The organism is Staphylococcus sp. MSU001 (assembly GCF_052976705.1).
In genome coordinates, this window is record NZ_JBRIKK010000019.1 from 50246 (window position 1) to 57373 (window position 7128).

Here is a 7128-nt window from a genome sequence, read left to right on the forward strand (position 1 = left end):
GTATAAATACCTCCTATTTTATATGCTCTCTTAATAAATCAGCTCTTTTTTCATTTACTGTTCTATTATCTTCGTCATCTATTAAAAATGGCGACTGTATTGCTACCATTAATTCATTAAATTTAAAATTTTCAAGCAAAATATAATTCAAATCAATACCTAGTTTCACTTCGCTTAAACGATATGAGGCTTCTTCCATAGAAATAATTCTACTGTTTTGTAGTACACCTAATGATCGATAAACTCTATCTAGTGTCTCTACAGGATTGTGTTTATCAAGTCTTTCTCTTATTTGCTTTTCTTCATTTATAATTTGATTTACGACTTCAGTTAAGCTATCGATGATGTCTTCTTCTGTTTTTCCTAATGTAAGTTGATTTGAAACCTGATAAATATGACCATATACTTGTGACCCTTCTCCGTATATACCTCGAATTGTAAATCCAAAACGGTTAATTGTTTGTGCAATTCTGTTCATTCTTTTCATAATGGAGAGTCCAGGTAAATGTAACATCACACTTGCACGCATTCCTGTACCAATATTAGTAGGACAGGTAGTTAAATATCCTAAATGCTCATCATAACTAATGTCTAACGCTTTATCTAATTCATCATCGATTTTAGAAGCACGTTGATATAAATCCTTTAGCGATAAATCAGTTCCTAGAGCCTGTATTCGTATATGATCTTCTTCGTTTATCATGACACTTACCGATTCATCATCATTTAACATTACTGCTGAAGCAGGTTGTTTCACTAGTTCAGGACTTACAAGATGTTTCGCAACCAATTTCATTTTACTTTGTTGATCCATCGTATCTAATCGATTCAAAGTTAAGTTGGGAAGCGCATCTTGAACTTCATTAATCACTCGATATCCTTCTTGCTCTGAAGGGAACATAAGTGGATGGACATGATTTTCAAGATTTCTAGCTAATCGTATTCTAGAAGAAATAATAACAGGTGTCTCCTCAGACATCTTCATCCACTCACTAATATTAGTATGGATATTACTCATCATGAGACACCTCGCTTTCACTTTTTAAAGCTTTAATTTCATCACGAACAATCGCTGCCTCTTCAAACTCTTGATCATTTATCAATTTATTTAGATATTTTGATTTTTCTTCAATTTGCTTTTTTATTGCAAGTTTCTTATACGATGATTGTGGTGTTTTTCCTACATGCTCAAATTGACCACCTTGAACACGTTGAACTATATCAATGATGTCTTCTTTAAACGTAGCATAACAATCAGCACACCCAAACTTACCAACATGTGCAATATCCTTAAGTGTCATCTGACATGTTGGGCATCTTTTTTCTTCTTTAAATGCCATCTCATGAAAATTAATACCATGTTTTGCAGCAAGGTGTTGAAGTATCTGTTTCACCACAAATGCTTCTTCTATATCGTCTTGGTGTGTATGATACGTATTATCATCGTTAGAATGTAACCAGGGATTTTCTCCTTGGGCACATACTGAACATACCCATTTTTCATGCGTACTATCTATACCTTTAACAGTAAGTTTAACTTCCGCTTCATTAAAATGGCAATTTTCACAAAGCAATTTTAAACACCTCACCTAACCTAGTAATAATTAATAACTGGTAGTAATCGTTTTAAGATATTAGCTCTTATAATATCGCGTGCAACAACATCCATTTTTAAAGTTTCTCTATCGATAATGGTCTGTATCATTTTAGCTTCTCTTTCATTAATCAAACCTTTATCTAACAAACCATCTATGACATAATACCCTTGTTGTTGAGAAATAGATGGACCTATTAATTGTAGTAAGTGATTAATATAACCTGTTGCATCTTTATTTTCAATTTTAGTGATTCGAATGTAGCCACCGCCACCACGTTTACTTTCAATTTCATAACCATGTTCATTGGTGAAACGTGTCTTAATAACATAGTTAAGTTGAGAAGGAACACAATCGAAACGTTGAGCAATATGAGCGCGTTGTATTTCTACAACATCTTCATCTGCTTCTTCAAATAACCGCTTAATGTATTGTTCTATGATGTCGGACATATTGTGCATAGATATCACCTCTTTTTTTGACCTTCTTTGACTATATTATATGACCATCTTTGACCTTTTTCAACCAATTTGATTTTAAAATTTCAAATTAATGATGTTAGCGTGTTCATTTTGTTGTATGATAGAAAATAGAAAAAATTTAAAGGAATGAAAAAATATGCATATTGTGATTGGGATATTAGGAATCATTTTCTTTTTAGCACTAGCAGTTTTATTTAGTTCAGACAGAAAAAATATTCGCTGGCGATATGTTGGATTACTATTAGTAATTCAATTAATATTTGCATTTATATTACTCAAAACTAATTTGGGAATTTCAGTTATTGGGAGTATTTCAGATGGTTTTAATTATTTATTAGCTAAAGCAGCGGTCGGTGTCAATTTTGTATTTGGTGGCTTTAAATTTGTTGATCCTAAACAACCACCATTCTTCTTTAGCGTTTTGTTACCTATTGTTTTTATTTCAGCATTGATAGGTATATTACAATATACACGAATACTGCCACTAATTATTAACTTACTGGGATTTTTAATTTCAAAGATTAATGGAATGGGCCGTTTAGAATCTTACAATGCGGTCGCAGCAGCAATTCTAGGACAATCTGAAGTCTTTATCTCATTAAAAAAACAATTACCTTACATACCTAAACAACGCTTATATACATTAACTGCTTCAGCGATGTCAACGGTATCAGCATCAATTATAGGCGCTTATTTTACACTTATTGAACCAAAATATGTTGTGACTGCAGTAGTGCTTAACTTGTTTGGTGGTTTTATCATTGCATCTATCATTAATCCTTATAAAGTCAATGAGGAAGACGACAAATTATTAATTGATGAGAACGAAACAAAAAAACAATCTTTCTTTGAAATGCTTGGGGAGTATATACTAGATGGATTTAAAGTGGCAGTTATTGTAGGCGCAATGCTAATAGGTTATATTGCAATTATTGCTTTATTAAATGGAATGGTGAGTGGAATCTTAAGCTTTGTGTCTGGCGGTGCTATTAAATGGAACTTCCAAACGCTTATTGGATTTATTTTTGCACCTTTCGCTTTTTTAACTGGAATACCATGGCAAGATGCAGTTCAATCTGGTTCAGTAATGGCTACAAAATTACTATCTAATGAATTTGTAGCAATGCAAGATTTAGGTAAAGCTACTGGATTATCGGAACATGCTAAAGGAATTACCTCTGTCTTCTTAGTATCATTCGCAAACTTTAGTTCAATTGGTATTATTTCAGGAGCTATTAAATCATTGAATGATGAAAAAGGTGACGTTGTTGCTCGTTTCGGAATAAAATTATTATTTGGTGCAACACTTGTTTCGTTTATATCAGCGGCTATTGCAGGATTCTTCATCTAATAACATACGTAGATTTAAGCAAGAGTAACGTTTTGTTTCTCTTGCTTTTATTTTAATTCAAATCGTAAAGATACATTTTTCTAAATTCCGAGCTTCTTCAATGACACTCAATCTGTCAATGTATTGAAAAAGCCTGAGACAAGTGTTTGTCCCAGACTTCTTCCTACGATTAGTCAAGTACTTATAATTAAAATAAGCATTACTTTACTTAACCTTTCTCATTTCATTTTCCTATACACGGTTTCAAGAACCCAACATACTACAAACGAATTTCAAAAGGCGAGAGTAAAGCTGACTTGTTTTTTATACGGATTTAAAATCCAAGGGTCTGGACAGTCTACTTCTCTCTATAACTATAAAAAATAGCTATGAAAAAATCTATCGTCATAGATTTCTTCATAGCTAATCTTAGTATGTTTTAAATGATTTAAATATTAGAATTTTGACAAATAATTAGAACAAGCAATCGTTATCGCATACGTAGAGTAAAATAATCTACAATTTATAAAACTTCTTTCAAAATAAATTGTTAAATTTGATAGAAAGTAATTTGAAAATCAAATATTACAAAATGATTAATGTTTAATCATATGTTCAATAAAATACTTAGTGATACGATAATCATCAGTTAGTTCTGGATGGAAAGAAACACCGAGATATTGTCCTTGTTTGACGGCTACTATTTTATCTCCAACTTTACTAAGTATTTCCACTCCGTTATCCACTTTAGCAATATGAGGTGCTCTAATAAATACTCCCTCAATATCATTTGCTATCCCTTTAATATCAAGTTCAGATTCAAAGCTATCGACTTGTCTACCGAATGAATTACGCTCAACAGTTATGTCTAATTTCTTTAAATAACCAGACTCATTTTCAACATTTTTTGCAAGAACGATTAATCCAGCACATGTTCCAAACATTGGCATATCTAAATGTTGTAACTTTTCTTTAAATCCATATAAATCCATTAAACGACGTAATGTTGTTGACTCGCCACCAGGTAATATTAGACCATCAATTTCATTTAGCTGCTCTACTCTTTTTATAGCAATGCCTTCATAACCACTTAATTCAATATGACGAATATGTTCACGTACAGCACCTTGTAAGGCTAAAACACCAATTTTAATCATTACCAACCACGCTCTTGCATTCTTTCTTCTAGTGAAATTTGATTAATATCTAGACCTTTCATAGCCGTACCTAGCTCACTTGCCAATTTTCCAATTAACTCATAATCTTGATAATGTGTAGTAGCTTGAACGATAGCTTTAGCAAATTTTTCAGGATCTTCAGATTTAAATATACCTGAACCAACAAATACACCATCTGCACCTAATTCCATCATTAGTGCTGCATCCTGAGGCGTAGCAACACCACCAGCTGCAAAATTAACTACAGGAAGACGTCCATTATCTTTAATTTGTTTTAATACTTCATAAGGTGCACCCAAATCTTTTGCAAATGTCATAATTTCATCATCGTTCATAACTGTTAAACGGCTAACTTCAGAATTAACACGTCGCATATGACGAACAGCTTCAACTATATTACCAGTACCAGGTTCACCTTTCGTACGCAACATCGCCGCACCTTCACCAATGCGTCGTGCTGCTTCACCTAAGTTACGACAGCCACACACAAAAGGAACTGTAAATTGATCTTTTCTTAAATGATATTCTTCGTCTGCAGGTGTTAGTACTTCAGACTCATCTATATAGTCAACACCCATCGATTCTAAAACTCTCGCTTCTGTAATATGACCAATTCTGGCTTTAGCCATAACAGGAATTGAAACAGCATTCATAACTTCTTCAACTATTTTAGGATTTGCCATACGTGCAACACCACCAGCAGCACGAATATCTGATGGTACACGCTCTAATGCCATTACGGCAACAGCTCCGGCTTCTTCAGCAATTTTCGCTTGTTCTGCATTAACGACGTCCATAATGACACCGCCTTTTTGCATTTCAGCCATTCCTCTTTTCACTCGATCTGATCCTACTATTTTAGACATACTACTTACCCCTTTTCTTATTGATTAAATATATTTTACGAGATAAACTGATATTTAAAAAGGTTCAATTTGTACATAAAGATAGGGGTCAGTTAATTGAAAGTAAATCAACCACTTTATTTATCGTTATATGAAAAGTTAAAAAATCAAATTATCGAAGGTCAATATCAATCAAATGATAGATTTCCATCTAAACGACAGTTAAGTAACTATTTATCTGTTAGCCACACTACAATAGAACATGCATATCAATTACTTGTAGATGAAGGTTTCATTTATTCGAAACCTAGATCTGGATACTTCGTTTCCGATATAGAATCATTGCCAGTGATACATCGACAAACAAATCAATTAAACACTGATAACTTAGAAAAGAAGCAACGACAATATAAATATGCTTTTAATTTAGCTGAAATTGATTCTGAAAGTTTTCCTATGCATATTTTTAGAAAATATGCGAAAGACGTTTTTGAAGATCATCAGCTATCACTATTACAACGAGGTGAGCGTCAAGGAGAATATATTTTAAGGCAACAAATTTCACATTACTTATTTAATAGTCGTGGCGTCACTTGTCACCCAAATCAAGTTATTATTGGATCATCAACAAGCCAGTTACTCGATATGATAACCAATTTACTAAAAAAAGAAGAGTTTATTATTGAACAGCCAAGTTATCCACCAATTAAACATACGCTTGATAAAAAAGGTATAAGTTATATTCAGGTACCAGTTGAACAAAATGGAATACAAATCGATCCTATTTTACATACAAATAACAATATTTTATATATAACACCTTCTCATCAATTTCCAACTGGTTATGTCACCAATTTAAAAAAAAGAACGCAATTAATCAATTGGTCGCATCAAGCAAAGCAAAGATATATTATTGAAGATGATTATGATTCAGAATTTAGATATTTTGGCAAACCCATACCTGCATTACAAAGTTTAGACACAAAAGGAAAAGTCATTTATATTAGTACTTTCTCAAAATCTTTATATCCAAGCTGTAGGATTGCATATATTGTTTTGCCACAAAATTTAATGAACAAATATAATAATCAAAAATATAAAGAGGGAAATACAGTGCCAGTGCACATTCAACACATGGTTGCTCAATTCATGATAAGTGGGAAATTTGAAAGACATTTGAATAAAATGCGAAAGATTTATAGAGATAAACTTGATTATATTTTAAAACGATTAAAGCCATACAATACTCAAATAAAGATTGAAGGCGCACTAACTGGAATGCATTTTACAATAACTGTTAATAATGGATTGTCGATGAAACAATGTTTAAAAAATGCGAAAAAAAATAATTTAAAATTAAAACCTTATCATTACGAAAATTATTCTAAAGCTTATCCAAAATTTATTTTAGGATTTGGGGGGATAAAAAAAGAAGAATTAGAAGACCATGTTAATGCATTAATTCATTCACTCGTCATATAAATACTAGACTTTAAGAAACTTTAAAATGCTTTAATTATTGTTACGAAACATTACAGTAATTAAAGCATTTAAGGTTAGATATGCTACTTAACCTTTATAAGCCACAAATGAAATTACCTCTTATAAAAGTTATTAAGTAGCTAATTTATTTATCAATACTTTCTTTTTTAGAACTCTTTTCATATAAAAAAAAAGAGACCTTCCGGTCTCGATTAA

The 7128-nt window shown here is 32.0% G+C and carries 7 protein-coding genes; 2 read left to right on the forward strand and 5 right to left on the reverse strand.

The features are described 5' to 3' along the window. Positions 1-13: 13 nt before the first annotated feature. From ACVBFA_RS09565 to ACVBFA_RS09575, 3 genes are read right to left on the reverse strand one after another with little or no spacing between them, the layout of a single operon-like run. The gene (locus ACVBFA_RS09565; RefSeq protein ID WP_080033635.1) at positions 14-1021 is read right to left on the reverse strand and encodes a protein arginine kinase; all 1008 of its coding nucleotides are present in this window, start codon (positions 1019-1021) and stop codon (positions 14-16) included. Beyond that, the gene (locus tag ACVBFA_RS09570; protein ID WP_002475503.1) at positions 1011-1574 is read right to left on the reverse strand and encodes a UvrB/UvrC motif-containing protein; all 564 of its coding nucleotides are present in this window, start codon (positions 1572-1574) and stop codon (positions 1011-1013) included. The genes ACVBFA_RS09565 and ACVBFA_RS09570 overlap by 11 nt, the downstream gene beginning before the upstream one ends. Positions 1575-1594: 20 nt before the next feature. Further along, positions 1595-2056 (reverse strand): CtsR family transcriptional regulator, encoded by a 462-nt coding sequence (locus ACVBFA_RS09575; protein ID WP_001832288.1) that lies wholly within the window; start codon positions 2054-2056, stop codon positions 1595-1597. A 157-nt stretch (positions 2057-2213) separates the two neighbouring features. On the opposite strand from ACVBFA_RS09575, the gene ACVBFA_RS09580 reads away from it, so the two are divergent. Next, positions 2214-3428: a NupC/NupG family nucleoside CNT transporter gene (locus ACVBFA_RS09580; RefSeq protein ID WP_126122428.1), complete on the forward strand. Its 1215-nt coding sequence runs from the start codon at positions 2214-2216 to the stop codon at positions 3426-3428. A gap of 575 nt (positions 3429-4003) precedes the next feature. Here ACVBFA_RS09580 and pdxT read toward each other — a convergent pair. Continuing rightward, positions 4004-4561, reverse strand: coding sequence for a pyridoxal 5'-phosphate synthase glutaminase subunit PdxT (pdxT, locus tag ACVBFA_RS09585; protein WP_032603020.1), 558 nt, complete (start codon positions 4559-4561; stop codon positions 4004-4006). 2 nt (positions 4562-4563) lie between these two features. Further along, positions 4564-5451: a pyridoxal 5'-phosphate synthase lyase subunit PdxS gene (gene pdxS, locus ACVBFA_RS09590; RefSeq protein ID WP_001830030.1), complete on the reverse strand. Its 888-nt coding sequence runs from the start codon at positions 5449-5451 to the stop codon at positions 4564-4566. 96 nt (positions 5452-5547) lie between these two features. Between pdxS and pdxR the strand changes: the two genes are divergently transcribed. Continuing rightward, positions 5548-6912 (forward strand): MocR-like pyridoxine biosynthesis transcription factor PdxR, encoded by a 1365-nt coding sequence (gene pdxR, locus ACVBFA_RS09595; RefSeq protein WP_002475570.1) that lies wholly within the window; start codon positions 5548-5550, stop codon positions 6910-6912. Positions 6913-7128: the final 216 nt, after the last annotated feature.

What these genes read in the sequence shown, in the direction of transcription:
- ACVBFA_RS09580 (WP_126122428.1), top strand. Translation starts at nt 2,214, where the DNA reads ATGCATATTGTGATTGGGATATTAGGAATCATTTTCTTTTTAGCACTA.
- ACVBFA_RS09575 (WP_001832288.1), bottom strand. Translation starts at nt 2,056, where the DNA reads ATGCACAATATGTCCGACATCATAGAACAATACATTAAGCGGTTATTT.
- ACVBFA_RS09565 (WP_080033635.1), bottom strand. Translation starts at nt 1,021, where the DNA reads ATGATGAGTAATATCCATACTAATATTAGTGAGTGGATGAAGATGTCT.
- pdxS (WP_001830030.1), bottom strand. Translation starts at nt 5,451, where the DNA reads ATGTCTAAAATAGTAGGATCAGATCGAGTGAAAAGAGGAATGGCTGAA.